Source organism: Streptomyces sp. 3-6 (assembly GCF_056323165.1).
Genome location: NZ_JBWHZP010000001.1, coordinates 385,297 through 410,405, shown reverse-complemented (window position 1 = coordinate 410,405; position 25,109 = coordinate 385,297). Strand labels below are relative to the sequence as shown.

General features: G+C 72.2%; 20 protein-coding genes and 1 pseudogene. 9 read left to right on the top strand and 12 right to left on the bottom strand.

The genetic code is table 11. The annotated features are described in order from the left end of the window. The first annotated feature begins 79 nt into the window (after positions 1-79). Positions 80-886, top strand: a complete 807-nt coding sequence (locus AC02VZ_RS01680) for a DedA family protein (protein ID WP_432054322.1) — start codon at positions 80-82, stop codon at positions 884-886. Positions 887-1,157: 271 nt separating this feature from the next. Here AC02VZ_RS01680 and AC02VZ_RS01675 read toward each other — a convergent pair whose 3' ends face one another. The 3 genes from AC02VZ_RS01675 to AC02VZ_RS01665 all read right to left on the bottom strand — a co-directional run bounded on the left by AC02VZ_RS01675 (position 1,158) and on the right by AC02VZ_RS01665 (position 6,107). Further along, complete coding sequence (locus AC02VZ_RS01675; protein WP_476474315.1) at positions 1,158-1,976, bottom strand: HAD family hydrolase; 819 nt, start codon at positions 1,974-1,976, stop codon at positions 1,158-1,160. After that, the gene (locus AC02VZ_RS01670) at positions 1,976-4,657 is read right to left on the bottom strand and encodes a phosphoribosyltransferase (protein WP_476474314.1); all 2,682 of its coding nucleotides are present in this window, start codon (positions 4,655-4,657) and stop codon (positions 1,976-1,978) included. The genes AC02VZ_RS01675 and AC02VZ_RS01670 overlap by 1 nt, the downstream gene beginning before the upstream one ends. A 283-nt stretch (positions 4,658-4,940) precedes the next feature. Continuing rightward, a complete protein-coding gene (locus tag AC02VZ_RS01665; protein ID WP_476474313.1) occupies positions 4,941-6,107 on the bottom strand; it encodes an HpcH/HpaI aldolase/citrate lyase family protein in 1,167 nt (388 codons plus the stop codon). A gap of 170 nt (positions 6,108-6,277) precedes the next feature. Here AC02VZ_RS01665 and AC02VZ_RS01660 point away from each other — a divergent pair, with 170 nt between their 5' ends. Then, complete coding sequence (locus AC02VZ_RS01660; protein ID WP_476474312.1) at positions 6,278-7,198, top strand: TerD family protein; 921 nt, start codon at positions 6,278-6,280, stop codon at positions 7,196-7,198. Positions 7,199-7,250: 52 nt separating this feature from the next. On the opposite strand, the gene AC02VZ_RS01655 is transcribed toward AC02VZ_RS01660, so the two are convergent. The 6 genes from AC02VZ_RS01655 to AC02VZ_RS01630 form a co-directional block, all read right to left on the bottom strand. Then, positions 7,251-7,988 (bottom strand): TerD family protein, encoded by a 738-nt coding sequence (locus AC02VZ_RS01655; protein ID WP_476474311.1) that lies wholly within the window; start codon positions 7,986-7,988, stop codon positions 7,251-7,253. 158 nt (positions 7,989-8,146) lie between these two features. After that, the gene (locus tag AC02VZ_RS01650; protein WP_432054327.1) at positions 8,147-9,286 is read right to left on the bottom strand and encodes a DUF475 domain-containing protein; all 1,140 of its coding nucleotides are present in this window, start codon (positions 9,284-9,286) and stop codon (positions 8,147-8,149) included. A 51-nt stretch (positions 9,287-9,337) separates the two neighbouring features. Beyond that, on the bottom strand, positions 9,338-9,913 hold the full coding sequence (locus AC02VZ_RS01645) for a TerD family protein (RefSeq protein ID WP_432054328.1): 576 nt from the start codon (positions 9,911-9,913) through the stop codon (positions 9,338-9,340). Positions 9,914-10,064: 151 nt separating this feature from the next. Further along, on the bottom strand, positions 10,065-10,640 hold the full coding sequence (locus tag AC02VZ_RS01640; RefSeq protein WP_432054329.1) for a TerD family protein: 576 nt from the start codon (positions 10,638-10,640) through the stop codon (positions 10,065-10,067). Between the two features lie 112 nt (positions 10,641-10,752). Then, complete coding sequence (locus tag AC02VZ_RS01635) at positions 10,753-11,211, bottom strand: peroxiredoxin (protein ID WP_476474310.1); 459 nt, start codon at positions 11,209-11,211, stop codon at positions 10,753-10,755. Between the two features lie 125 nt (positions 11,212-11,336). After that, a complete protein-coding gene (locus tag AC02VZ_RS01630) occupies positions 11,337-11,774 on the bottom strand; it encodes a DUF3052 domain-containing protein (RefSeq protein ID WP_362089276.1) in 438 nt (145 codons plus the stop codon). Positions 11,775-12,170: 396 nt separating this feature from the next. Here AC02VZ_RS01630 and aceE point away from each other — a divergent pair, with 396 nt between their 5' ends. Further along, entirely contained in the window at positions 12,171-14,918 is a 2,748-nt protein-coding gene (gene aceE / locus AC02VZ_RS01625) for a pyruvate dehydrogenase (acetyl-transferring), homodimeric type (RefSeq protein ID WP_432054331.1), read from the top strand. Positions 14,919-15,340: 422 nt separating this feature from the next. Here aceE and AC02VZ_RS01620 read toward each other — a convergent pair whose 3' ends face one another. Together AC02VZ_RS01620 and AC02VZ_RS01615 are read right to left on the bottom strand one after the other, a co-directional pair. Next, a complete protein-coding gene (locus tag AC02VZ_RS01620; RefSeq protein WP_432054332.1) occupies positions 15,341-15,685 on the bottom strand; it encodes a small hydrophobic protein in 345 nt (114 codons plus the stop codon). A 236-nt stretch (positions 15,686-15,921) separates the two neighbouring features. After that, complete coding sequence (locus AC02VZ_RS01615) at positions 15,922-17,538, bottom strand: MFS transporter (RefSeq protein WP_432054333.1); 1,617 nt, start codon at positions 17,536-17,538, stop codon at positions 15,922-15,924. A 121-nt stretch (positions 17,539-17,659) separates the two neighbouring features. Between AC02VZ_RS01615 and AC02VZ_RS01610 the strand changes: the two genes are divergently transcribed. The 3 genes from AC02VZ_RS01610 to AC02VZ_RS01600 all read left to right on the top strand — a co-directional run bounded on the left by AC02VZ_RS01610 (position 17,660) and on the right by AC02VZ_RS01600 (position 20,547). Beyond that, positions 17,660-18,322 (top strand): TetR family transcriptional regulator, encoded by a 663-nt coding sequence (locus AC02VZ_RS01610; RefSeq protein WP_432054334.1) that lies wholly within the window; start codon positions 17,660-17,662, stop codon positions 18,320-18,322. 92 nt (positions 18,323-18,414) lie between these two features. Beyond that, positions 18,415-19,632 carry an alpha/beta hydrolase gene (locus AC02VZ_RS01605; RefSeq protein WP_432054335.1) on the top strand — a complete coding sequence of 406 codons (1,218 nt, stop codon included), beginning with the start codon at positions 18,415-18,417 and terminating at the stop codon, positions 19,630-19,632. Between the two features lie 66 nt (positions 19,633-19,698). Then, the gene (locus AC02VZ_RS01600; protein ID WP_432054336.1) at positions 19,699-20,547 is read left to right on the top strand and encodes a DUF4429 domain-containing protein; all 849 of its coding nucleotides are present in this window, start codon (positions 19,699-19,701) and stop codon (positions 20,545-20,547) included. A gap of 139 nt (positions 20,548-20,686) precedes the next feature. Here AC02VZ_RS01600 and AC02VZ_RS01595 read toward each other — a convergent pair whose 3' ends face one another. Next, positions 20,687-21,331 carry a MerR family transcriptional regulator gene (locus AC02VZ_RS01595; RefSeq protein ID WP_476474533.1) on the bottom strand — a complete coding sequence of 215 codons (645 nt, stop codon included), beginning with the start codon at positions 21,329-21,331 and terminating at the stop codon, positions 20,687-20,689. 425 nt (positions 21,332-21,756) lie between these two features. On the opposite strand from AC02VZ_RS01595, the gene AC02VZ_RS01590 reads away from it, so the two are divergent. The 3 genes and pseudogenes from AC02VZ_RS01590 (at position 21,757) to AC02VZ_RS01580 (ending at position 24,955) form a co-directional block, all read left to right on the top strand. After that, positions 21,757-22,578, top strand: coding sequence for a serine hydrolase domain-containing protein (locus AC02VZ_RS01590; RefSeq protein ID WP_476474309.1), 822 nt, complete (start codon positions 21,757-21,759; stop codon positions 22,576-22,578). Positions 22,579-22,675: 97 nt separating this feature from the next. After that, positions 22,676-22,837 (top strand): annotated as a pseudogene (locus AC02VZ_RS01585) (DinB family protein); the annotation flags it as partial. 543 nt (positions 22,838-23,380) lie between these two features. Beyond that, on the top strand, positions 23,381-24,955 hold the full coding sequence (locus AC02VZ_RS01580; protein WP_476474308.1) for a S8 family peptidase: 1,575 nt from the start codon (positions 23,381-23,383) through the stop codon (positions 24,953-24,955). The last annotated feature ends 154 nt before the right edge of the window (positions 24,956-25,109 follow it).

Here is a 25,109-nt window from a genome sequence, read left to right as displayed (position 1 = left end):
TGTGGCGGACGTCGGTCCGGGCACCCGTCCGCCCGTCGTCCTCAGGATCCCTTCAGCTCCCCTTCCCTAGCGTGGTCCCATGACAGTCATCGCAGCACACGGGGTCGTCGCCGCCGCGGGCGACAGTCCCGGGCCCCAGTGGGTCACCGACCTCATGGAGGCGCTGGGCGCGCCCGGGGCCGGCCTCGCCATCGCGCTCGAGAACCTCTTCCCGCCGATCCCGAGCGAGGTGATCCTGCCGTTGGCGGGGTTCACCGCGAGCAGCGGGCGCATGGGACTGCTCAGCGTGCTGCTGTGGACGACCGCCGGGTCCGTGATCGGGGCGTTGGCACTGTACGGGGTGGGCGCGCTGCTCGGCCGGGACCGGACCCTGGGCATCGCCGCCCGGCTGCCGCTGGTGAAGGTCGCGGACATCGAGAAGACCGAGGCGTGGTTCCTGCGGCACGGGACCAAGGCGGTGTTCTTCGGCCGGATGATCCCGATCTTCCGCAGCCTCATCTCGGTGCCGGCCGGGGTGGAGCGCATGCGGCTGCCGGTGTTCCTCGGTCTGACCGCGCTGGGCAGCGCGATCTGGAACACCGTGTTCGTGATGGCCGGTTACGCCCTCGGTGACAACTGGGAGCAGGTCACGGCCATCGCGTCGACCTACTCCAAGGTCGTTCTGGGCGTCGCCGCGCTGGCCCTGGTGGCCTTCCTCGTCCTGCGCCTGCTGCGCCCCGGAGCCGGCCGCCGCAGGCGGACCGGGCGGGCGGACGGCGGGGGCGACGCGGAGGACGCCGACGCCGAAGACGCCGGTGACGCCGACGACTCCCACGGCGGCTCGGGCCCCGGCACCACCGACACCCTCGCCCTGCGCACCCGCCCCCACGAGCCCTCGGACCGATAACACGGCCGGGCCACCAGGGACCACCGACGGGCGGGGCGGAGAAAACCGAGAACGACAAGAACGACAGGAACAACAAGAACGACGAGAACCACGAACGACGAGAACACCCAGAACAAGAGGGCCAGGACAAGCCGAGAGGCGCCCCTGAACCGGCCGGACCGGGTGCGAAGGCACCCGGTCCGGCCGTATGTGACGTGCGGCGTCCGCCCGGTGCCCAGGGCCGGACGCCGCCCGTCTCCGCCGGGGCCGTTCCACCGGCCTCGGTCCCGCCCTACCCGGCCCCGGCCCCGCGCACCGTCCGCAGGAACTCCCGCAGGATGCGCTCGCCGGCCGCGACCCCCCGCTCGGGCAGGGAGGTGACGTTGGGCGCGGTCCAGCCGACGTCGGCCAGTTCGCCGTGGCCCGGACGCCAGCCGTGGTCCGCCGCGAGGAGCAGGTCGGCGTCGAGGAGGGAGTCGCCGGCGGCGAGGGTGAGGTCGGCGCCGGTGCGGCGGGCGACCTCGCGCATGGCCGCGCTCTTGGTGAGCGGCTTGGGCACGGCGTAGATCTTGCGGCCCTGGAGGGAGACCGTCCAGCCGAGGTTCTCCGCCCAGGCCGCGAGCTCCTTCACCCAGTCGGCGGGGAGCAGTTCGCGTTCGACGACGAGGTAGGCGAACAGGTCCTCGGCCACCCGGTGCTTGCGCAGCCAGACCGGGTCGGCGGTGCGCAGCAGGTGGTCCTGGACCTCGGCGAGCGGGGCGCACTCGTCGGCGAGCCGGGCGGTCACCCGCGCCTGCCAGTCCGGGTCGGACACGCCGTCGACCAGCAGGTGGCCGCCGTTGGCGCAGATCGCGTAGGCGGGGGCCGGGCCGGGGAGGTTGATGCGCTGGTACTGCTTGCGGGTGCGGGTGGTGGTGGGGACAAAGACGGCGCTGTCGCCGAGGTCGGTGAGCAGCTGGGCCGCCGTCTCCGTCAGGTAGCACAGCGGCTTGCTCTCGTGGACCTCCACGCACAGCAGCCGGGGCGCCCGCGCGTCCGGCATCGTCAGGGCGAGGGCGGCGGCGGAGTAGATGAGGGTGCGGTCGAGGTCGCTGGCGACGAGGACGGGCATCAGCGGGTCACCGCCTTGCCGTCGGCGCCGGTCGCGCCGCGGGTGTAGCGGGGGTGGATCAGTCCGACGCAGGTGTACGGGAGGCCGTCGACCTCCTCGACGGGGACGCCCCGTTGCTCGGCGAGCAGGCGCACGTGGTCGAGGTCGCTGCCCGCCCCGGTGCGGGCGAGCACCTTCCACGGCACCCTGCGCAGCAGCACCCGGGTGGTCTCGCCGACGCCCGGCTTGACGAGGTTGACGTCGTGGATGCCGTACTCCTCGCTGATGCGTTCCACCGCGGCCCAGCCCTCCCAGGTGGGGGTGCGGTCGGTGGCGAGGAGTTCCTTCGCGCGGGCGCAGGCCGCGTCGGCGACCTCGGGGAAGCGGGCGGAGACGGCGTCGAGGAAGGCCACCGAGAGGTCGGCGTCGGCGAGTTCGCGGTAGAACTTGGCGCCGTGGAAGTCGTGCGGGCCGACCAGGTCGGCGCGCAGCACGGTGCGCGAGATCAGGCCGGAGACGGTGGAGTTGAGGCAGGCGGAGGGGATGAGGTAGTCCTCGCGGGTGCCGTAGGTACGGACGCAGGAGCCGGGGTCGGCGAGGACGGCGATCTCCGGGTCGAAGCCGGGCGCCCCGCCCGCCTTCTCGAACTCGGCGACGGCCTGGGCGAGTTCGCGGGTGATGGCGCCCTTGCCGGTCCAGCCGTCGACGAACACCACGTCCCGCGGTTCGTGGTGGGCGGCGAGCCAGTGCAGCGCGTTGGCGTCGATGCCCCGGCCCCGGACGATGGAGACGGCGTAGTGCGGCAGGTCGAGGCCGTGCCGGTGCCGCGCCCAGCGGCGCATGAGGATGCCGACCGGCGTCCCGGCGCGGGCCAGGGAGACCAGGACCGGGCGCGGGGCCTGTCCGCCGGGGCGGGGCCGGGAGCGCTCGGTGAGCACGATCTCGGTGACGACGCCGACCGCGTGGGCCAGGCGGGCCGCCGAGGCGTCCAGGGCGGCGTGGAACAGCTCCTGGTACTGCTCGCTGGGCTGGTACTCGACCGGCAGGGACTCCGCGTAGTGGGCGCCGCCGCTCTGGATGGCCTCCTCGCGCTCCTCGGTCGGCGCCTCCAGCGTCACGTCCGAGAGGTCCTGGAGCAGCCAGCCGACCTCCTCGGGCGCGTACGAGGAGAAGGCGGGGCCTCTGAGCGGGTCGGGCAGCATGGCGGCGGGCCTTTCGGGGGCGTCCGGTCGGTCGTCGTCCCGGGGCGTCTCCCGGGGGGCGGGCACGTACGACGGTACGACCGCGAGGAGGACGTGCGGGGTGTGCGCGGCGAGCCGGTCGGTGAGGCCGCCGGGCGCGTGCAGGGCGGGGGTGTCGGCGGCCGAGTCGACGACGGCGACCACGGCGTCGAAGCCCGCGCCGGCCACGTTGTAGGCGTACCGCTCGCCCGGGCCGTCGGCCGGGTCGTCGTGGGCCGGGAAGACCAGGCGGGTGCGGATGGCGTAGCCGGGGTCGTCCACGGCGAGGACGGGTGAGCGGGTGGTGGTGGAGAAGCGGACGTCGGCGGCCGGGGTCAGGCGTTCGAGTTCCCGGGCGAGGCGCAGCGGCGCGTACATCAGCTCCTCGCAGCCGAGGACGAGGACCCGGCGCGCGCCGGCGGGCAGCGCCCCGGCGAGGCGGGCGGCCAGGGCGGGCAGGGCGTCCTCCAGGCGGGCCCGGTGGGCGGGGGTGAAGCCGTGGCGGCCCCCGTCGGGGAGCCCGGCGGGCCAGCCCAGGTCGACGCGGCTGACCCGGGCCGGCCCGGGTCGCGCGCCACCGGCGGCGGCGGGGTGCGGGGCGTCGGCCGGGGGCGAGGCGTCGCCTGTCTGCGCGGCGTCGGCCGGGGGCGAGGCTGCGTCGGCCGGGGACGCTGCCCCGCCCGTCCGACCGGTTCCCGCCGCCTCCTCGGTCCCGTCCGCGGCGCGTTCGTGGCGCGCCACCAGGGCCTGCCCCTTCTCCAGGACGTCCGCGGGCAGCCGCACGGTGCCCGAGGCGGTCGTCACCAGGTCGATGCGCGCACCGATCTCCCGGGCGAAGGCGTCCAGCCGCCCGGCGTCGGCGGGCGAGCGCATGTCGACGAGGGCCACGATCACGTACTGCCCGCGCGGGTAGCGGGCGTGCAGGGCGCGGACGGTGTTGAGCACCGTGTTGCCGGTGGAGAACTCGTCGTCCACCAGGACCAGGGGGCCGTCACCGGCCAGCAGCCGGGGGTCCTCGGGGAGCAGCAGGTGGGAGGTGGCGTGCGAGTGGGACTCCTCGAAGCCGCCCGCGGTGGGCACGCCGGGGACGGGGCGGCGGGTGGAGTGCAGGTAGGGGGCGGTGCCCAGGCCGTCCGCCACCGAGTGGCCGAGGCCGGTCGCGGTCTCCGCGTAGCCGAGGACCACCGCCCGGCGGGCCGCGTCGCCGAGCAGGTCGCGGACCCGGCGGCCGAGGTCGACGCCGTGGCCGTACACCACGGACGGGGACCGGGGCACGTGCTTGCCGAGGACGTTCGACACCAGCAGGTGCGCCCGCTTGGGGTTGCGCCGCAGTGCCAGGCCCAGCAGGCCGGTCAGCGTGTCGTCGCCGACCAGCTCCACGCCGAGCCGCTCCGCGACCCAGGACCCGGACCAGACGTCCCCGCCGTCCGGCGTGGCGTCGCGCACCGCCCGGTGCGCCCCCTCGTTCACTGCCTTCTCCATGGATTCCTTGCGGTCGTGTCCGGCGCCGGCCTTCGGCGTCCGGCAGTCGTCCGCCGGCCGGGCGGCGGACCGTCCGGCCGGGCAGGGCCGGTGTCCGGCGTGCCGACCGGTCCGGCGGGCGTCGGCGGGTGCCGACGGTGGTGCGGGTCGTCAGCCGGTGCCGACGGTCGTCCCCGCATCGGCGGATGCCGACGGTGGTGCGGATGACAGCCGGTGCCGACGGTCGTGCGGGCGTCGGGCCCGGCGGTTCACGGCCGTGGGCCGTGCCCGTCGTCGGCCGCCGTCACTTCGTGAGACCCGCGGCGAGCAGTTCCACGAAGCCGATGTCCTCGTTGGCCACGCCGAACACCTCGGCGCGCAGCAGGGTCCGCTCGGCCCAGGCCCGGTGCGGCTTCACCTCGTTCATCTTGTTGGTGTACGCCGACTTCATGACACCCCCGCCGCCCCTTTCCGGACGCAGGATGTCCTGGGCGTCGCTGTACTCCTCGTGGCTGACGACGGACAGCGCGTGCACCGGCAGCACGTGGGAGGGGTGGATGCAGGTCTTGCCGAGCAGCCCGTTGGCCTGGTCGAGGGAGATCTCGCGCAGCAGTCCGTCCATGGAGTGCTTGATGAGCTGTTCGCGCAGGGCGACCGCCTGGCCCTCCAGGAACGGGCTCTGGCGCAGTTGCGGCTTGAACATCCGCTCCTGGACCCGGAAGTACTCCCAGACCGGCCCGGTCACGGTGAAGCCGGTGCCGTCGGCGCGGGCGAGCATGTTCACCACGTCGGAGATCACCGAGGCGACGACCTGTATGTCGTAGGCCGTCATGTCGGGGCCCCGGCGCAGGCCGTAGGAGGAGCAGAAGTCGGTCACGCCCAGGCGCAGGGCGAGGACCCGGTCCCGGTACTTGTCGACGGTGCGGAAGATGCCCTCCAGGACCTCCACCCGGGACTCGCGGTAGAGCAGCTCGGGCGATTCCAGGACGGGCATGGCGAACAGCCGCCGCCCGCTGGTCGCCTCGGCGTCGGTGAGGGCCTCCAGGAAGGGCATGCCGTGTTCCTGGGTGAACTTCGGCAGCACGAATCCGGACAGCAGGCGGACGGCGGGGCCGAGGCGGTCCACGAGGTCGGGTATCTGCTCCGGGGTTCGCACCCGGATGAACAGCAGCGGCAGTTCCACGCCCGTCCGGGCGTCCAGGTCGGCGAACTGGCGTACGAGGTTCTCCTCGGCGTCGGCCACGTCCGCGTCGCTGATGGAGTCCTCCAGGCACAGCACCATCGAGACGACACCCCGTCCGGCCTGCTTCACCACGTCGTCGGCGAGGCGGGGACGGATGGCCGGACTGTAGAGGGTGGCGCCGAGGGCGGCGGAGAGCAGGCGGCCCGGGGAGTCCGGCGTGAAGGCGCAGGGCTCCCGGTAGAAGAGACGTTTCCGCACCTCGAGGGCTATGTGACCGAAATGATGCATGGGACTCCCTCGGGGCCTTTGGTACGACAGTGACACGTCAGAAGGTGGCCGGTAATAGTACGTACAGAACGATGTCGACGGTTCCCGCCGGGCGTGAACGGCGCGTGACTCCGCCGTGTCGGCCGCCCCCCGCATTGTCGTGACCAGGACGCAGCAGGCAGGATGACGGCATGACGCACGCGATGCTGAAGGGGTCGAACGTCCCTCTCGAAGCCACCACGGTACGCGCCGTGCTGCGCTGGTCGCCCGGGCAGGGGGTACCCGACGTGGACGCCTCGGCGTTGCTGCTGGGTGCCGACGACCGTGTGCGTTCCGACGAGGACTTCGTCTTCTACAACCAGCCGCGGCACCCCTCGGGCACCGTGTGGCGGCTCGGCAAGAAGCGCGACGCGGACGGCCTGACCGACACGATCCAGACAGACCTCGCCGGCACCGAGCCCGGCGTCGGACGGGTCCTGCTGGTCGCCTCGGCGGACGGCGTCACCTTCGACCGGGTCCGCGACCTGCGCATCCTGCTGTACGACGCCCAGACCCCGGACGCGGAGCCGCTCGCGTACTTCGACATCAAGCCGGAGACCGGCCAGGAGACCGCGCTGATCTGCGGCGAGCTGTACCGGCGCGGCGAGGGCTGGAAGTTCCGGGCGCTCGGCGAGGGCTACTCGAACGGGCTGAAGGGCCTGGCCACCGACTTCGGCATCTCGGTGGACGAGTCGGAGGCCGCAGCCGAGGAGCCCGCGGCGGGTGACCCGGCACCGGCGCCCGCCCCGGCCCGGGTGCACCCCGAGGCGCCGACGCAGCCGCACGTCCCGGCCGCGCCCGAGGTCTCCGGCCCGCTTCCGCCGGAGCAGCCGGCCGGGGTGCCCGCGCAGCCCGCGTACGGCTATCCGCCGCAGCAGCCCCCGGCGCCCGCCCACCCGGCCCCTGCCCAGCCGGCCTACGGCTACCCGCACCCGGCGGCGCAGCCCGCCTACGGCTACCCCCAGCAGCCCGCCGCCGCGGCCCCCGCCGCCCACGCCTTCCCCCCGGCCGGCTCGGGCCCCGACCCGGACTTCCGGCTGCCGCCGCAGGGACCGCAGTTCATCGGACGGTAGGCGCCCGCGGACCGCCCGGCGCCCCCGGACGGCCCGGCGCACGCCCGTCCGCTCAGCGGTCGACCTTCGTCTTGAAGCCCCGCCCCCACTGCAGCCCCCACCCGTACAGCCGGTCCAGTTCCGCCTGGAAGCCGTAGACGAACCGCACCTCGCGGCGGACGATGATCTCGTCCTTGACGTTCTCGATCATCACGATCGCGCAGGAGCGGGCCTGCGGCTGGCGTTCGTCCAGGCCGATCTCGATCCGGGGGCCGTTGCTGGGATAGAGGGTGACCATGGCCTGGGTGCGGTCGAAGGCGGGCGTCTGGTCATAGATGTACGCGAAGACCAGCAGGCGCTTGATGTTCTCGCGCTGGTCGAGGTTGATGTACATCGTCTCGCCGGACGCCGAGCCGAACCGGTCGTCGCCGCTGAGCTTGACGTACGGCGGGGCGTTGACCTCACCGAGGTAGCCGCCCAGCGGCTGGACCACGCCCTTGGTGCCGTCCTGCAGTTCGTACAGGCAGCCCAGGTCCAGGTCGACGTTGACCATGCTCTGGCTGTGCGCGACGACCTCCGGCGGCTTGAGCGCCTTGAGCGGGTGGCGCAGCAGGCTCTCCCGCTGGGGGCCGCCGAAGTCGGACGTCCGCATGCGCCAGCTCAGGTTGATGCGCAGATGGCCGGTGGCCGCCCCCTGCTTGGTGAGGGAGACCTGGCCGTGCCGTTTGGTCAGTTCGATGGCGTTGGTGGCCACGTTGCCCGAGTCGAAGTCCGTCCCGCGTCCTCGCCACAGTCCGTCCAGGAAGCCCATGCCCGTCCCGCCCCATGTCCTCGTGTGCCTCGAATCCCCGCCCGGAAAGGCCGCCCCGGTGCCCCGAGGGCCCCGGACGGCCGACGGGGCGGCCGGCCGCGAGGAACTGGTCCTCGGCCCGCCGCCCCGTCCAGAGCGTTCCCTCCTGGGGGGTGCCGTCACACCCCGGAGGACACCTCCGTCTTCTGTCCGGCGTCCCCCTCGGCTGCCGCGAGCCGCTTGTTGCGGCGCACGGACGACCAGAAGGACCAGCCGATCAGCACCACGCCGATGAGACCGGTGATGATCTCGTGGATCTCGTACTGGATGGTGACCAGGAGGATCAGCGCGAGGGCGCCGATGGCGTAGTGCGCGCCGTGCTCCAGGTAGACGTAGTCGTCCAGGGTGCCCTGGCGGACCAGGTAGACGGTCAGGGACCGGACGTACATGGCGCCGATGCCGAGGCCGAGGGCCATCAGGACGATGTCGTTGGTGATGGCGAAGGCGCCGATCACACCGTCGAAGGAGAAGGACGCGTCCAGCACCTCGAGGTAGAGGAACATGAAGAACGCGGCCTTGCCGGCGAGGGCGACCGCCAAGCGGGGCTTGCCCTGGCGTACGGCCTTCTCCTCCTCCTCGTGCTCGCGTTCCTCCTCCTCTTCGAGCTTGTCCTCGAAGAAGCCGGAGAGTCCGCCGACGATCATGTAGGTGATGAGGCCGGCGATGCCGGAGAGCATCACCGTCTCGGCCTTGTCGACATGGGTGCCGCCGTGCTGGTGGGCGTTGGCGGCGAAGGTCATGGCGGAGACGAGCAGGATGATCAGCGCGATGCAGACCGACAGCATGTCGATCTTGCCGAGCTTGGCCAGCGGGCGCTCCAGCCACGCCAGCCACTTGATCTCCCGGTCCTCGAAGATGAAGTCGAGGAAGATCATGAGCAGGAACATGCCACCGAAGGCGGCGATCGCCGGGTGCGCGTCGGTGACGAGCATCTGGTAGCGGTCCTTGTCGCTGAGCGCGAGGTCGACCGCTTCGATCGGGCCCATCTGGGCGCTGACCGCGACGATGACGACGGGGAAGACCAGCCGCATGCCGAAGACGGCGATCAGGATGCCGATCGTGAGGAAGATCTTCTGCCAGAAGGCATTCATCTTCTTCAGGATTCCGGCGTTGACCACCGCGTTGTCGAAGGACAGCGAGATCTCGAGGATCGAGAGGATCGCCACGATTCCGAAGGCGGTCCACCCCCCGAAGAGGAATGCTGCGACCAGGCCGCCCGCGGTCACCGCGAACGACCAGCCGAAGGTTTTCAGAACCACTGGCTACCCCATTGTGTTGCGAACGGGCTCCCCCGCCGCCGTGAGTCGGCTTTACGAAACGTTGACGCCGAAGTCTAGAGCGATGCCGCGCAGGCCCGACGCGTACCCCTGGCCGACCGCCCGGAACTTCCACTCGCCCTGGTAGCGGTACAGCTCACCGAAGATCATCGCCGTTTCGGTGGAGGCGTCCTCGCTGAGGTCGTAGCGGGCCAGTTCCTGCCCGTCGGCCTGGTTGACCACGCGGATGAACGCGTTGCTGACCTGCCCGAACGTCTGACCGCGCTCGTCGGCCAGGTGGATGGAGACCGGGAAGACGATCTTGTCGCACCGGACCGGCACCTTGGAGAGGTCGACCAGCAGCGACTCGTCGTCGCCGTCGCCCTCACCGGTCAGGTTGTCACCGGTGTGCTCGACGGACCCGTCGGGGCTCTTGAGCTGGTTGTAGAAGACGAACCATTCGTCCCCCATGACCCGGCCGTCGCTGCAGACCAGCGCACTGGCGTCCAGGTCGAAGGGGGCGCCGGTGGTGGAGCGCGCGTCCCAGCCGAGGCCGACCATGACCTGCGTGAGGTTGGGTGCGGCCTTGGACAGGGAGACGTTTCCTCCCTTGGCGAGTGTGACGCCCATGATGCTGGTCCCTCCCCGGGTTCTGTGTCTCAGGTGGTCCTGCGCGTCCGGCGCCACACGTAAACCGTGCGGCGCCGGACGGTACGGCCGTTCGACACGGCCGGTCCCGGGCGGGCCCGCCCGGGACGGTGAGCGTTGCGCTCGGTGCTGCTCAGACGTTCACACCGAAGTCCTGCGCGATGCCGCGCAGGCCGGAGGCGTAGCCCTGGCCGATGGCCCGGAACTTCCACTCCGCGCCGTGCCGGTACAGCTCGCCGAAGACCATGGCGGTCTCGGTGGAGGCGTCCTCCGACAGGTCGTACCGGGCGATCTCGGCGCCGCCGGCCTGGTTGACGACGCGGATGAACGCGTTGCGCACCTGGCCGAAGGACTGCTGGCGGTTCTCGGCGTCGTAGATGGAGACCGGGAAGACGATCTTCTCGATCTCGGCGGGCACGGCGGCGAGGTTGACCTTGATCTGCTCGTCGTCGCCCTCGCCCTCACCGGTGAGGTTGTCACCGGTGTGCTCGACGGAGCCGTCCGGGCTCTTGAGGTTGTTGAAGAAGACGAAGTTGGCGTCGCTGCCGACCTTGCCCGCGCTGTTCAGCAGCAGGGCGCTGGCGTCGAGGTCGAAGTCGGTGCCGGTCGTGGTACGGACGTCCCACCCCAGTCCGACGACGATGGCGGTGAGGCCCGGGGCCTCCTTGCTCAGCGATACGTTGCCGCCCTTGCTGAGGCTGACTCCCACGAGTCCTCCCTTGGTGTCCGGGGGCGGGTGCCCCTTGGTGCGTTGGCTGTCGGATCAACGAGTCGATCCTAGTGACGGGTTCCCGGGGCTCGCATTCCCCGCGGAGCAACCCTTACAGGGTGTCGAGCGCCATGACGTACTCGTTCGGGTCACGGGCGTCGGGCAGCTCGTTGACCACGGTCCAGCGCACGACGCCCTCCTTGTCGATGACGAAGCTGCCGCGCACCGCGCAGCCCTTGGCCTCGTCGAAGACGCCGTAGGCGCGCGAGACCGCGCCGTGCGGCCAGAAGTCGGAGAGCAGCGGGTACTCCAGGCCCTCCTGCTCGGCGAAGACGCGCAGCGTGGGGACGGAGTCGTTGGAGACGGCGAGCAGCTGGGTGTCGCGCTCGGTCAGGCGCGGGAGGTTCTCCCGCAGCTCGGAGAGTTCTCCGGTGCACACACCGGTGAAGGCGAAGGGGTAGAAGACGAGCAGGACGTTGCTCCGGCCCCGGAAGCCGGACAGCCGCACCGTCCGGCCGTGGTTGTCCCTGAGCTCGAATTCGGGGGCCTCGTCGCCGGGCCTGATCGCCATGGCCGCTGTCGTCCCTTCCGCGGGGTCGGTGCCGCTTCCGGTACCCACCCTACGCAAGGGGTACGACAGGCCGACGGACGGGCTGACCGGGGTCAGCCCGTCCGGGACGGTGCGTCGCGGCGGGACTACCGCCGGGACTTGGCGGCCTTGGGCGTCGCCAGGCGGCTGCCGCTCCAGTCCTTGCCGACGCTGACGCTCTTCGACGCCGTCAGGCCCGCCGTGGTGGCGGCCTCCGAGATGTCGCTCGGCTCGACGTAGCCCGAGCGTCCGGTCTTCGGCGTGAGGAGCAGGATCGCGCCGCCCTCTTCGATGTACGTGCCGGCATCCACCAGCGCATCCGTCAGGTCGCCGTCGTCGTCGCGGAACCACAGCACAACGGCGTCAGCCACGTCGTCGTAGTCCTCATCGACCAGATCGGTCTCGATGACGCCTTCAATGGCCTCGCGGAGCTCCTGGTCGACGTCGTCGTCGTAGCCGATCTCCTGGACCACCTGCCCGGGCTGGAACCCCAGCCTGGCGGCAGGGTTCGTCCGCTCCTCCGCGTGGTCCGCGGTCGCGCTCACGGGTTGCCTCCTGATCATGGATTGGGAATAACTCAGCCACGCGCGTGCGCGAAGCATTGGCCGTAGTCCACACGGGCGGGACGGATCGCGCAAGTACCCGGCCGCCGAGACCGCCGAAACGGTGACGATCCGGGCCTGTTCACCCCAACCGATCCACTCCGTTCCGGCCGCTCGTGAGGTACACCACACCCTTGTGCCCCGTTTGGGCATTTGGGAACCGTCCGTGGGTAGGCGACCCGGACGAGACCCCCTCCCGGGTCCCGCCGTGGCCGCACAGCCGGGTTACCTCTCGGTAGAGATGACGTTTGCGCCCCTCGGGTGGACCATGGGAGCGGCGCAGACCCGGCTGCAACCCACCCGGCCGTCCCTCACGGCCCTCGACAGGTAAGGATCAGCGTGGCTTCCGCATCCGATCGCAATCCGATCATCATTGGCGGCCTTCCGAGTCAGGTCCCGGACTTCGACCCGGAGGAGACCCAGGAGTGGCTCGACTCCCTCGACGCCGCCGTCGACGCGCGCGGCCGGGAGCGGGCCCGCTATCTGATGCTGCGGCTGATCGAGCGCGCCCGTGAGAAGCGCGTGGCCGTGCCGGAGATGCGCAGCACGGACTACGTGAACACGATCCCCACCCGGGCGGAGCCGTTCTTCCCCGGCAACGAGGAGATCGAGCGCAAGATCCTCAACGCGACCCGGTGGAACGCCGCGGTGATGGTCTCGCGCGCCCAGCGGCCCGGGATCGGGGTGGGCGGCCACATCGCCACGTTCGCGTCCTCGGCGTCGCTGTACGACGTGGGCTTCAACCACTTCTTCCGCGGCAAGGACGAGGGCGACGGCGGCGACCAGGTCTTCTTCCAGGGCCACGCCTCCCCCGGCATCTACGCCCGCGCCTACCTGCTGGACCGGCTGACCGAGCAGCACCTCGACGGGTTCCGCCAGGAGAAGTCGAAGGCCCCGTACGCGCTGTCGTCGTACCCGCACCCGCGGTCGATGCCGGACTTCTGGGAGTTCCCCACCGTCTCGATGGGGCTCGGCGCGATCGGCGCGATCTACCAGGCCCGGATGAACCGCTACATGCACGCGCGCGGCATCGCGGACACCTCGAAGTCGCACGTGTGGGCGTTCCTCGGCGACGGCGAGATGGACGAGCCGGAGTCGCTGGGGCAGCTGTCCATCGCGGCCCGGGAGGGCCTGGACAACCTGACCTTCGTGGTCAACTGCAACCTCCAGCGCCTCGACGGCCCGGTGCGCGGCAACGGCAAGATCATCCAGGAGCTGGAGTCGGTCTTCCGGGGCGCCGGGTGGAACGTGATCAAGCTGGTCTGGGACCGCTCGTGGGACCCGCTGCTCGCGCAGGACCGGGACGGCGTGCTGGTGAACCGCATGAACACCACGCCGGACGGCCAGTTCCAGACCTACGCCACCGAGTCCGGCGCCTACATCCGCGACCACTTCTTCGGTGACGACCACCGGCTGCGCGCCATGGTCGAGAACATGACCGACGACCAGATCCTGCACCTGGGGCGCGGCGGCCACGACCACCGCAAGATCTTCGCGGCCTACCAGGCGGCCAAGGAGCACAAGGGCCAGCCCACGGTGATCCTGGCCAAGACCGTCAAGGGCTGGACGCTCGGCCCGAACTTCGAGGGCCGCAACGCCACCCACCAGATGAAGAAGCTGACGGTCGACGACCTCAAGCGCTTCCGGGACCGGCTGCACCTGCCGATCGCCGACAAGGACCTGGAGTCCGGCCTGCCGCCCTACTACCACCCGGGCCGGGACTCCGAGGAGATCCAGTACATGCACGACCGGCGCCGGAACTGCGGCGGCTACGTGCCGACCCGGGTGGTGCGCGCCAAGCCGCTGACGCTGCCCGACGACAAGACCTACGCGACGGTCAAGAAGGGCTCGGGCCAGCAGTCCATCGCCACGACCATGGCCTTCGTGCGGCTCCTGAAGGACCTCATGCGGGACAAGGAGATCGGCAGGCGGTTCGTGCTGATCGCGCCGGACGAGTACCGCACCTTCGGCATGGACTCCTTCTTCCCGAGCGCCAAGATCTACAACCCGCTGGGCCAGCAGTACGAGGCCGTGGACCGGGAGCTGCTGCTCGCCTACAAGGAGGCGCCGAACGGGCAGATGCTGCACGACGGCATCTCCGAGGCCGGCTGCACGGCCTCCCTGATCGCGGCCGGCTCGGCCTACGCCACGCACGGCGAGCCGCTCATCCCGGTGTACGTCTTCTACTCGATGTTCGGCTTCCAGCGCACCGGCGACCAGTTCTGGCAGATGGCCGACCAGCTGTCCCGCGGCTTCGTGCTGGGCGCGACCGCCGGCCGCACCACCCTGACCGGTGAGGGACTCCAGCACGCGGACGGCCACTCCCAGCTGCTGGCCTCGACCAACCCGGCGTGCGTGGCCTACGACCCGGCCTTCGGGTACGAGATCGCGCACATCGTGAAGGACGGCCTGCGCCGGATGTACGGCGGGGACGAGCAGCACCCGCACGGCGAGGACGTCTTCTACTACCTGACCGTCTACAACGAGCCGATCCAGCACCCGGCCGAGCCGGAGAACGTGGACGCCGAGGGCATCGTCAAGGGGCTCTACCTGTTCGGCGAGGGCCGCGGCGGCTCGCTGCCCGCGCAGATCCTCGCCTCCGGTGTCGCCGTGCCGTGGGCCGTCGAGGCGCAGAAGATCCTCGCCGAGGAGTGGGACGTCAAGGCGGACGTCTGGTCGGCCACGTCCTGGAACGAGCTGCGCCGCGAGGCGGTGGACTGCGAGCGGCACAACCTGCTGCACCCCGAGGAGGAGCAGCGCACCCCGTACGTGACGCGCAAGCTGGCCTCGGCGCGGGGGCCGGTCGTGGCGGTCTCCGACTGGATGCGCTCGGTGCCGGACCAGATCGCCCGCTGGGTGCCGGGCACGTACCAGTCGCTGGGCGCCGACGGCTTCGGTTTCGCCGACACCCGCGGTGCGGCCCGCCGGTTCTTCCACATCGACGCCCAGTCGATCGTGGTGGCGGTGCTGACCGAGCTGGTCCGTGAGGGGCACCTGGACCGGTCCGTGCTGAAGCAGGCGATCGACCGGTACCAGCTGCTGGACGTCACGGCGGCCGACCCGGGGGTGGCGGGCGGCGACGCGTAGGGCGTTCGGGGCAGCGACGCGCAGGGCGTTGCGGGCGGGCGCCACGGCCCGCCGCTGAGGGAGCCCCGGCGGGAGACCGCCGGGGCTCCGCGCTGTGCGGGCGCCGGGAGCCGGCCGACCCGTGGGGGCGGGAGGGGGTGGGCGGGTTCCGGTGGGCGTGTGGTGTCCGGGGCTTCCGGTGCCGGCGGCGCGGCTGTTCGGGGCTCTCGGTGTCGCTGGGCGTGGTTGTCCGGGGCTCTCGGTGCCGGTCGGTGCCGTGCCGGGCCGACCGTGCCGGCTCGGGTCGGGACTCCGCCTCCCGGCCCGCGCCCCCGGTGCTCCGGTCCGTTCCCGTCGTCCGTGGCCGTGAGCACAGCAACGGGCCCCGGCGAGAGTCGCGTGCCGGGGCCCGTTGCCGGCCTTCCGCCGGTGCCGACGACGGGTCAGAACATGCCGTACCCCATCGTCGTCGCCCCCGCCAGAGCGATCACGGCGAGGAGCGTGTCGATGGCACCCAGGACCACGGCGACCAGGGCCGGCACCGGGCGGGGGCCCGCCCAGCTGCGGCCCATGGCCAGCCATCCGCAGACGATCGCGACCGGGCCGAGGATGATCCCCAGTACGAAGAAGCCGGCGACCGCGCAGACGAGTCCGATGATCCCGAGCGTCGCGCGATCCGGCCCTCCCCCAACCTCGAACCGACTCGCTCGGGGGGACCCCCATCGTGACCCCGTCCGGCCACGTGTGCGGGGGTGCCTGCGCGTTCCGTGTCCGAAGCTCGCCATCATCAACTCCCTTGAGGGTTCGTCGACATGGCGGGTACCCCCGCTTCCGGCGTGAATTCCCCCGGCGCGCACGGCCGGTGTCCCGCTGCCTGCGCGCTGCCCCCCTCCAGCAGCGCGCAGCAGCCGGGCGCCCTCCAATTACTGCGGAGGACTTGACCCACTGTGACCTGCGGTGCTCCCGAGCGGGAGGGATCACCGCCTTCGTTCACCCTGACGAGCGAACCCGGCCCCCCACACCGTCAGATGTGGCCGACGCCCGCACCGGCCTCGGCGTTCGCACCGCGCTTGGTGAGGAACGCGACCGCGATCGCCACCGCTGCGACCGCGGCGGCCGTGAGGGAGGCGAGGTGCATGCCGGACATGAAGGTGTGGTGCGCGACCTCGGTGATCGTCCCGGCCACCTCGGGCGGCAGGTCCGGGGTGACCGGCGCGATGCCGAACTGGACGGCCTCCGCGGTCGCTTCGGCCTGTTCGGGACCGAGCGGCGGGAGCCCGGCGTCCTGCCAGTTGCCCGGCAGGTCGTTGTCGACCTTGGAGGCCATGACCGCGCCCAGCACGGCCGTGCCGAGGCTGCCGCCGATCTGCATCGCGGACTGCTGGAGGCCGCCGGCCACCCCGGACAGCTCCATCGGGGCGTTGCCCACGATGACTTCGGTGGCGCCGACCATGACGGGGGCCAGGCCGAGGCCCAGCACCGCGAACCAGAGCGACATCACGCCGCTGCCGGTGTCCGTCTCCAGGGTCGACATGCCGTACATGGCGAGCGCGGTGAGCGCCATCCCGCCGGCCAGCGGGATGCGCGGGCCGGCCTTGGTGATCAGCACACCGGCGAGCGGCGAGCCGACGATCATCATGCCGGTGAGCGGCAGCAGGTGCAGGCCGGCGTCGATCGGGCTCATGCCGTGCACGTTCTGCAGGTAGAAGGTGACGAAGAACAGGCCGCCCATGAAGGCGATGGCCATCAGGACCATCAGCACCACACCCGCGGACAGCGGGACCGACCGGAAGAGGGCCGGCGGGATCAGCGGCTCGCGGACCTGGGTCTCCCAGCCGGCGAAGCCGATGAAGAGGGCGACCGCGGCGCCGATGAACAGCCACGTCCACAGGCCGCCCCAGCCCCACTCGGGGGCCTTGATCAGGGCCCAGACGAGGCAGAACATCGCCGCGGACAGCAGGACGATGCCGGGGATGTCGAAGGAGCGCGGGGCGTTCTCCGCCCGGTGGTCGAGCAGGATCCACGCGCCGAGGGCGACGGCGAGGACGCCGACCGGCACGTTGATGAAGAACACCGACTCCCAGTTGACGTGCTCCACGAGGACGCCGCCGAGGATGGGGCCGCCCGCGGTGGAGGCGCCGATGACCATGCCCCAGATGCCGATGGCCATGTTGAGCCGCTCGGCGGGGAAGGTGGCCCGCAGCAGGCCGAGCGCGGCCGGCATCAGCAGCGCGCCGAACAGGCCCTGGAACACCCGGAAGACGATCACCATGGTGATGCCCCGGGACAGGCCGATGGCGGCCGAGGCGGCGGCGAAGCCGGCCACGCCGATGAGGAACGTCTGCCGGTGGCCGAAGCGGTCGCCCAGTTTGCCCGCGGTGATCAGCGAGACCGCGAGGGCGAGGAAGTAGGCGTTGGTGATCCACTGGAGGTCGGACCAGGTGGCGCCGAGGTCCTGGGCGATGGCCGGGTTGGCGATCGCCACGATGGTGCCGTCCAGGGCCACCATCATGACGCCGACGGCCACGGTCACCAGGGTGAGCCAGGGGTGGCCCCGCAGTCCGGTGCCGCGTTCCGCCGCCCGGGGTGCGGCCGGGCCGCCGTCCCCCGCGCTCTTGTCGATGGTGATCCGACCAGTCATAGGACAAAAACTAATGTCAGCCACTGACAGTTGCCACACCATTTCGCCATGCGGTCGCCGAGGCGTCACCCGCGTATAGCCTGAGCTGCGGGAAGCGTTCGGAAGGCGTCGAGAGGGAGCCATGGAACCGGTCGGGGGCATGGTCACCGGGGCGCCGCGGCCCGGCCTGCGGGAGCTGAAGAAGCGGCGCACCCGCGACGCGCTGGTCCGGGCCTCCCTGGAGCTGTTCGCCTCCCAGGGCTTCGAGGGCACCACCGTCGACGACATCGCCGACGCCGTCGGCGTCTCCCAGCGCACCTTCTTCCGCTACTTCGCCGGCAAGGAGGACGCCGCCTTCCACGTGCAGCGGCTCGCGGAGGCGCGGATCGTCGAGGCGGTCCGGGCCCGCCCCGCGGACGAGCCGCCGCTGGAGGCGCTGCGCCGGGCCGTGCTGGGCAGCTGGGACGGCATCACCGAGGCCGTGGAGCAGATCGTCCCCGTGGAGCTGCACATCCGGGTCCACCGGGTCATCGAGTCGACGCCCGCGCTGCTCGCCGCCCATCTGCGGCGGTCCGCCGAACTGGAGGAGGAGCTGGCCCGCGTCGTCGCCGAACGGGAGGGGCTCGACGTGGACGACGACCCCCGGCCGCGGCTGCTGGTCGCCGCCGTGGCGGGCGGCATCCGGGTCGCCGAACGGCTCTGGTCCGCCGGGGACGAGCCGACCGCCGACGCCCTGCGGGACCTCACCGGCCGGTACCTGGAACGGCTGGGACCGGACCTCGCGGGGACCTGGCGCACGGGCTGATCCGCGCCCCCTTCCCCTACCGGCACGCCGAAACGTGATACCGGTCACTTGGCCGACGCGAGACCCTCTCGTTCTCCTAGTGTGTCCTTTCAGTGACTTCCTTCGACACCTCCCCGCACCTGAACGCCTGGCGGGCACTGCTCGCGCTCGCCGTCGTCTTCGTCATGCTGGCGACCACCGGCTGGACGGCCATACGCAGCCAGCGGGAGGCCGCCCCGCTCCAGGCCTCGCTCGACGCGTGGACCCACGGCCGCCTCGCCGGACAGCGGCTGCCGGACCCCCGGTCCGGGCCGGCCCGGCTGGCCCGCTTCTTCGCCGGCCTCGGCGACGCCCAGCGCGCGCTGCTCGCCCACCGCTACCCGCTCGCGGTCGGCAACATGAACGGGGCACCCGTCGAACTGCGGTACCGCGCCAACCGGATCGCCCTGCGGCAGGCGCGCCAGGTCGAACGGGAGCGCGTGCACGACCAGGACCTCACCGCGGCCGGGCAGCGGCAGGCGGCCCGGCGGCTGAACCGCATCGACGCGCTGCTGCGCCCGGGGCGGCACATCCTCGCCCTCGACCCCGCCGGTTCCGGCCGGGTGGCCGAGGTCTTCGGCAGCCTGCGCCGCGCCGACCGGATCTCCGTCGTCGTCCCGGGCGTCGACACCGACCTGCTCACCTTCCAGCGCACCCGCCGTGCCCACACGGCGCCCGTCGGCATGGCGCGGGCCCTGTACGCGGCCGAGCGCGAGGCGGACCCCGGCACCCGCACCGCCGTGATCGCCTGGGCCGACTACACCGCCCCGCGCGGCCTCGGCATGGACGCCGCCACGGCGATGCGCGCGGAGAGCGGCGCGCTGCGGCTGAACGCGCTGCTGCGCGGCCTGCCCGGCACGGCCCCCGTCTCGCTGTTCTGCCACAGCTACGGCTCGGTGGTGTGCGGACTGGCCGCGGACGCGCTCCCCCGCCGGGTGGCCGACATCGCGGTGGCCGGCAGCCCCGGCATGCGGGCGGACCGGGCCGACGACCTGCGCACCTCGGCGCGGGTGTGGGCGATGCGGGACGCCGACGACTGGGTGCAGGACGTGCCGTACCTGGAGGTCGGCGGGCTGGGCCACGGCACCGATCCGGTGTCCGCCGGGTTCGGCGCCCGCGTGCTGTCCGCGCACCGGGCGAAGGGGCACAGCGGGTACTTCGTGCCGGGCACGGACAGTCTGCGCAATTTCGCCGAGATCGGTGTTGGCGCGTACCGCGCGGTGGACTGCGCACACGAAGACGACACGTGTCGGAGGGGTTTGTCCGGTACGGACACTTCCGGACGCGCGTAGAAGCGGAGAAACTGCCCTGGACGAGGGGAGGGGACGAAGATGCTCGTGCCGCATACGATGAGCCGCATGGGTGACGTACTGGCCGGATTTCATGCCGCCTGGGAGTTCGAGTCCGACTCCGTGCTCATCCGCTACGAAAGGGGCCTTCGCACACCGAAGTTGTTTCAGGCACTCGGCTCACGGCGCGTTCCGTTCGAGGCGATCGCCGGGGTCACGCTGACGCCCGGCCGGCGCGGCACGGTGGTGCTGCGCATCCAGCCGCGGCTCGGCGCGGACCCGCTGATGGAGGCCGCCGCCGGGCAGTTGAAGGAGCACAGCGACCCCTACCGGCTGGTCCTGCCCGCGGAGCGGGAGACGCTCGCCGAGTACTACGCGGACGAACTGTCCGGCCGGATCACCGAGTCGGGACCGGCCGACCACCATCTGGTCGCGGCACCCCCGGCCCCGCTCCGGTTCAAGGCCTACGACGGCCGGGCGACCTTCGACGGCACCGCCGTGTCCTTCCGCTGGTTCTGGACGGGCGCCTCCACCGCCAAGTGGAAGGCCGGTGACCAGCGCTTCCCGGTGGGCGAGTTGGCGGGCGTGGAGTGGCGCTCGCCGGAGGCCTTCGACGGCTACCTGCGGCTGCTGCCGCGGGACGGCCGGGAAGCGCCGACGCAGGCCGACCAGGACCCCGCGGCCGTCCTGTTCGGCCTCGGGTACGGACCGGTGCACGAGTCGCTGCCGTTCGCGGCGGCGGTCCTGGCGGCGGCCCGCACCAGCGAGCCGGTGCCCGCGGTGGCGGCGGTCCCGCGCCGCCGCGACCCGGCGGACATCGCCGAGCGGATCCGTCACCTCGGGGAACTGCACCAGGCGGGACTGGTGACGGACGAGGAGTTCTCGTCCAAGAAGGCGGAGTTGCTGGCGCAGTTGTAGCGGGGCCCCCGGCCGGGGCGCCCGCCGGGGCACCCTGGCCGGGGACCTCGCCGGGAGCGCCCGGGCGGGTGGCTCTCCCAGGGAGGGCCCGGGTGGGCCGCTCCCTGTCGTCCGTCCGGCTCCTGCGGGCCGTCCGCCCTCAGCTCTCCTTCTGCACCGGTACCGTCGCCGCTGTCGGTGGTGACGCTGTCGGTGCCGGTTCCGGTGTCGGTTCCGGTGTCGGTGGTGGTGGCGGCGTCGGGGCGCCGCCGGCGTCCGTGTAGAAGTCGATCTTCCGGTCGAGCAGGGCCAGCGCGCCCCGGAGCTCGGCGATCCGGGTGCGCACGTTCTCCCGGGTCGCCACCAGCAGGTCGAGGCGCTCCGGGTAGGTGCGGTCGCCGGCGCGCACCAGTTCCGCGTAGCGCACCATGTCGGCCACCGGCATCCCGGTCAGCCGCAGCGTGCCGACCAGGCCGAGCCAGTCGAGGTCGCGGTTGCTGTAGCGGCGCCGGCCGGTCTGCGAGCGGTCGACGTGCGGCATCAGCCCGATCCGCTCGTACCAGCGCAGGGTGTGCGCGCTGAGCCCGGTGAGGGCGACGACCTCGCTGATCGTGTAGTGGTCCGCGCCGTCCGGCCGCCGGTCGTCGGGAGGCGGCCCCGCGCAGAGGTCGGTCGTGGTGTCCGCGTCGGTCGTGGTGCCCGGGTCGGTCGTCGTAGCCGCGTCAGTCGTCGTAGCCGCGTCGGTCGTCGTAGCCGTGCCGGTCGTCGTAGCCGTGCCGGTCGTCGCCCGCGTGTCGGTCGTCACAGCCGTGTCGGTCGTCGTCCCCGCTCCGGTCGTCACAGCCGCCTCGGTCGTGGTGCCCGTGCCGGCCGTCGTCCCCGCGTCGGTCCTGGTACCCGTCTCGGTCCTGGTGCCCGTGGTTTCCGTCACCGTCATGCCTCCACGCTAGAACGTCGCCGTGGGCTCCCGGCAAGCACGCGCGGCGGGGGCGGCCGGGCACGGACCGGTGGGGCGGCACGCCGACCCGCCGCCACGGTGCCCGGTACGGCGGTCGTGCGCCGTGCCCTGCCCGAGGACCCGCGGGAGGCGCTGCGCCCGCGCCTGCGTCCACGCCTGCCTGCGTCCGCGTCCCCGTCCACGTCCGCGTCCCCGTCCGCGTCAGGTGATGACCGACGCGAGGGCCCGACCCCTTGCCGGAACCGGTGCAGTGAGCGCTTAGGCTCGATGGCATGTCGCTGAAGAGCCTCACGCTGATCGAGAACTGGCCGGTACCCACCGCCGCGGCGGGTGTCGTCCGCGCGGACGGCACCGTGCTGGGCACGTACGGGCCCGTCGGCCACCGTTTCCCGCTGGCCTCGGTGACCAAGCCGCTCGCGGCGTACGCGGTGCTCGTGGCGTACGAGGAGGGCGCGATCGAGCTGGACGAGCCGGCCGGCCCGGACGGTTCCACGGTCCGCCACCTGCTGGCCCACACCTCGGGCCTGGCCTTCGACGAGCACCGGGTGACCTCCGCCCCCGGGGAGCGGCGGCTGTACTCCAACGCCGGGTTCGAGCAGCTCGGGGACCACGTCGAGAAGGCGACCGACATCCCGTTCGCCGAGTACCTGCGGCAGGCGGTGCTGGAGCCGCTGGGCATGACGGACACCTCGCTGGAGGGTTCGCCCGCCAAGGACGGCGTGTCCACCGTGGACGACCTGCTGCGGTTCGCCGCCGAGGTGCAGGCGCCGCGCCTGCTGGACCCGCGCACCGTGGCAGCGGCGATGACCGTGCAGTACCCGGGCACCAAGGGCGTCCTGCCGGGCTACGGCCACCAGAACCCCAACGACTGGGGCCTCGGCTTCGAGATCCGCGACGGCAAGTCCCCGCACTGGACCGGCTCCGCGTCCTCGCCCCGCACGTTCGGCCACTTCGGCCAGTCCGGCACGTTCCTGTGGATCGACCCCGACGCGGGCCTGGCCTGCGCGGCCCTGGCCGACCTCGCCTTCGGCCCGTGGGCGGTCGAGGCGTGGCCGCCGTTCACCGACGCCGTCCTGGCGGAGGCGCGCGGCTGAGGCGGCGCGGCCCGGCGGCCACCGGGAGAATCCGGTCGCGTGCGCCCCTCGGTGGGCGCTGGGTTCCGGCTCCACGCGACGCGGAGGGGGCCGCCCCATGGCGACCGGGGGCACGCGAACGGGCCGGCTGGAGCTGCTGCTGGAGCAGTTCGACCAGGCCAGGGAGATGGCGCAGGTACGTCTGAGGGGCCTCGGCGACGACAAGTACCGGTGGGAACCGGTGCCCGGCTGCTGGTCGGTGCGGCGTCGCGGCGAGGCGTGAGACGGTGCCCGGCCGGGGACCGTGACGCGGCGCCCGGCCGGGGACGGTGAGACGGTGCCCGGCTGGGGACGGTGAAGCGGTGCCCGGCGGGGGAGGTCGAGCGGCAGCCCGTCCCCTCCCCCGCCGGGCCCTCCGGGTGGTCCGCACGGCGGTGGGCTGGGCAGATGGGGCTCCGTGGAACGGACCGGTGCGAAGGGGACGTGACATGCGGGGAAGCGGTTCCACGTCCACCCTGTGACAGTGATCTCGTTTAGCCGGCACACCTGTACCGTTTGGTGACCTTGTGTCAGCGGCAATGTGCGTTGTGCGTCAGTTCCCTTGCGTGACACCGGTGTTAACGCTGCCGTCCACCTCTTGTGCAATCCGCGTAGACCGATCAATCTTTCGCCTGGCGACAGGCACACGTGATCACGGGCGAAGCGTCCGTGTTTGGCATGTACCTGACTAACGCCCGTCCGGGCATCCGGGCGGGCGTCCGCCACGTGCGTCCCCCGCGGGCGCACCTCCCCCACACTCCCCACCCTCCGAGGAGGAACCCCGATGGCAGCGAAGCGAAACGCCCGGCGCAGATCGATCGCAGGCATGGGATCCGTCGCCGCGGTCGCCCTGGCCGGCGGTCTGCTCACCGCCCTGCCCGCGCACGCCGCCGAGCCCGCGACCGGCCCGATCGCCTACGCGGACGCCCCGAACGCGGTCGAGGACAGCTACATCGTCACGCTGAAGCCCGGCACCGACGCGGACTCCGCCCGCGGCAAGGGCGTCGCGAAGAAGCACGGCGCCGAGGTCGACCACACCTTCCGCGAGGCCCTCAACGGCTACACCGTCGAGGCGTCCGAGGCCGAGGCCGCCCGCCTCGCCGCCGACCCGTCGGTCGCCCTGGTCGAGCAGAACCGCACGTTCACCATCCAGGCGACGCAGACCAACCCGCCGTCCTGGGGCCTGGACCGCATCGACCAGACGGCGCTGCCGCTGAGCGGTTCCTACACCTACGACGACACGGCCGGCCAGGGCGTCACCGCGTACATCATCGACACCGGTGTGCGCATCTCCCACAGCGACTTCGGCGGCCGGGCCCGCAACGGCTACGACGCCGTGGACGGCGACAACGTCGCCCAGGACGGCAACGGCCACGGCACCCACGTCGCCGGCACGGTGGCGGGCAACGCCCACGGCGTCGCCAAGAAGGCCAGCATCGTCGGCGTCCGCGTCCTCGACAACAACGGCTCCGGCACCACCGCCGGCGTGATCGCGGGCGTCGACTGGGTCGCCAACAACGCGGTCCTGCCGGCCGTGGCCAACATGTCGCTCGGCGGCGGTGCCAGCACCAGCCTCGACAACGCCGTCCGCAACGCCATCGCCGCCGGCGTCACCTTCGCCGTCGCCGCGGGCAACGAGTCGACCACGGCCACCGGTTCCCCGGCCCGGGTCTCCGAGGCGATCACCGTCGGCGCCACCACCAGCACCGACGCCCGGGCGAGCTACTCCAACTACGGCTCCAACCTGGACATCTTCGCCCCGGGCTCCTCCATCACCTCCGCCTGGCACACCGGCGACAGCGCGACCAACTCCATCTCCGGCACCTCGATGGCCACCCCGCACGTCGCGGGCGCCGCCGCCCTCTACCTGGCGGACAACCCCTCGGCCACCCCGGCCCAGGTGTCCTCCGCGCTGATCTCCGGCTCCGTCTCCGGCGCCGTCGGCAACCCGGGCACGGGCTCGCCCAACCGCCTGCTCCACGTCGGCGGCAACGGCGGCACCACCCCGCCCCCCGGCAAGACCTTCACCAACTCCACGGACTACCGGATCAACGACCGGTCCACCGTCGAGTCCCCGATCACCGTCACCGGCGTCTCGGGCAACGCCCCGTCGGCCCTGAAGGTGCCGGTCAACATCGTCCACACCTACATCGGTGACCTGACCGTCCAGCTGGTCGCCCCCGACGGCTCGGTCTACACCCTCAAGTCGGCCGGCACCGGCGGCTCCACGGACAACATCAACACCACCTACACCGTCAACGCCTCCTCGGAGACCGCCAACGGCACCTGGAAGCTCCGGGTCACCGACAGCTACTCCGGCGACACCGGCTACATCAACAGCTGGGGCCTGACCTTCTGACACCCCGCACCACCCACTCCGCCCCGGCAGGCATCACCCTGCCGGGGCGGAGGCCTGTCCGGTGACGGGCCGTCGGGTCACCGGCTCGATCAGCGGGGGCGTGCGGCAGAGGAGGGGGTCGTGGCCGCCGGGCGGTGGGGGGCCAGCCCCACCC

What these genes read in the sequence shown, in the direction of transcription:
- AC02VZ_RS01635 (WP_476474310.1), bottom strand. Translation starts at nt 11,211, where the DNA reads ATGGCGATCAGGCCCGGCGACGAGGCCCCCGAATTCGAGCTCAGGGAC.
- AC02VZ_RS01615 (WP_432054333.1), bottom strand. Translation starts at nt 17,538, where the DNA reads ATGACTGGTCGGATCACCATCGACAAGAGCGCGGGGGACGGCGGCCCG.
- AC02VZ_RS01670 (WP_476474314.1), bottom strand. Translation starts at nt 4,657, where the DNA reads ATGGAGAAGGCAGTGAACGAGGGGGCGCACCGGGCGGTGCGCGACGCC.
- AC02VZ_RS01600 (WP_432054336.1), top strand. Translation starts at nt 19,699, where the DNA reads ATGGGTGACGTACTGGCCGGATTTCATGCCGCCTGGGAGTTCGAGTCC.
- AC02VZ_RS01660 (WP_476474312.1), top strand. Translation starts at nt 6,278, where the DNA reads ATGACGCACGCGATGCTGAAGGGGTCGAACGTCCCTCTCGAAGCCACC.
- AC02VZ_RS01665 (WP_476474313.1), bottom strand. Translation starts at nt 6,107, where the DNA reads ATGCATCATTTCGGTCACATAGCCCTCGAGGTGCGGAAACGTCTCTTC.
- AC02VZ_RS01620 (WP_432054332.1), bottom strand. Translation starts at nt 15,685, where the DNA reads ATGATGGCGAGCTTCGGACACGGAACGCGCAGGCACCCCCGCACACGT.
- AC02VZ_RS01580 (WP_476474308.1), top strand. Translation starts at nt 23,381, where the DNA reads ATGGCAGCGAAGCGAAACGCCCGGCGCAGATCGATCGCAGGCATGGGA.
- AC02VZ_RS01645 (WP_432054328.1), bottom strand. Translation starts at nt 9,913, where the DNA reads ATGGGCGTCACACTCGCCAAGGGAGGAAACGTCTCCCTGTCCAAGGCC.
- AC02VZ_RS01610 (WP_432054334.1), top strand. Translation starts at nt 17,660, where the DNA reads ATGGAACCGGTCGGGGGCATGGTCACCGGGGCGCCGCGGCCCGGCCTG.
- AC02VZ_RS01655 (WP_476474311.1), bottom strand. Translation starts at nt 7,988, where the DNA reads ATGGGCTTCCTGGACGGACTGTGGCGAGGACGCGGGACGGACTTCGAC.
- AC02VZ_RS01675 (WP_476474315.1), bottom strand. Translation starts at nt 1,976, where the DNA reads ATGCCCGTCCTCGTCGCCAGCGACCTCGACCGCACCCTCATCTACTCC.
- AC02VZ_RS01590 (WP_476474309.1), top strand. Translation starts at nt 21,757, where the DNA reads ATGTCGCTGAAGAGCCTCACGCTGATCGAGAACTGGCCGGTACCCACC.
- AC02VZ_RS01680 (WP_432054322.1), top strand. Translation starts at nt 80, where the DNA reads ATGACAGTCATCGCAGCACACGGGGTCGTCGCCGCCGCGGGCGACAGT.